The sequence below is a fragment of the Ensifer adhaerens genome (assembly GCF_002940685.1).
GTDB classification, from domain to species: Bacteria; Pseudomonadota; Alphaproteobacteria; order Rhizobiales; family Rhizobiaceae; genus Ensifer; species Ensifer adhaerens_E.
Genome location: NZ_PNFP01000058.1, coordinates 1 through 983 on the forward strand (window position 1 = coordinate 1; position 983 = coordinate 983).

A 983-nucleotide genomic window follows, 5' to 3' on the forward strand; every position below is an offset into this window, starting at 1 on the left:
AGGCGTCGATCAATATCAGCCAGTAACTGCTCCGCAGCATCGCGAGTGAGATGAACGTGTTTTTTTGCGCAGACCGTCATTCGGGCTGTCCTTATAAACGGATACATTTACGGCAACGCGAAAGATGCGGTGCCCTTCAAAAAGACGCTTAATCTGCCATAACATGGTTGGCAGGCTTACCCGTTATTTTACATTTAGGGTTACAGGTTTTTTTTGCTAAATCCACATCGTTAATACTAGTTGAGCTTGTGGAAAAGGTGGAAAATTATCGTCCATTCCGACAGCATCGCCAGTCACTATGGCGTGCTGCTAGCGCTATATGCGTTGATGCAATTTCTATGCGCACCCGTTCTCGGAGCACTGTCCGACCGCTTTGGCCGCCGCCCAGTCCTGCTCGCTTCGCTACTTGGAGCCACTATCGACTACGCGATCATGGCGACCACACCCGTCCTGTGGATCCTCTACGCCGGACGCATCGTGGCCGGCATCACCGGCGCCACAGGTGCGGTTGCTGGCGCCTATATCGCCGACATCACCGATGGGGAAGATCGGGCTCGCCACTTCGGGCTCATGAGCGCTTGTTTCGGCGTGGGTATGGTGGCAGGCCCCGTGGCCGGGGGACTGTTGGGCGCCATCTCCTTGCATGCACCATTCCTTGCGGCGGCGGTGCTCAACGGCCTCAACCTACTACTGGGCTGCTTCCTAATGCAGGAGTCGCATAAGGGAGAGCGTCGACCGATGCCCTTGAGAGCCTTCAACCCAGTCAGCTCCTTCCGGTGGGCGCGGGGCATGACTATCGTCGCCGCACTTATGACTGTCTTCTTTATCATGCAACTCGTAGGACAGGTGCCGGCAGCGCTCTGGGTCATTTTCGGCGAGGACCGCTTTCGCTGGAGCGCGACGATGATCGGCCTGTCGCTTGCGGTATTCGGAATCTTGCACGCCCTCGCTCAAGCCTTCGTCACTGGTCCCGCCACCAAACG

At 56.9% G+C, this 983-nt stretch carries 1 pseudogene; it reads left to right on the forward strand.

What is annotated here, in order from left to right:
- Positions 1–288: 288 nt before the first annotated feature.
- Positions 289–983: pseudogene (locus tag C1A35_RS35590) on the forward strand (MFS transporter); the annotation flags it as partial.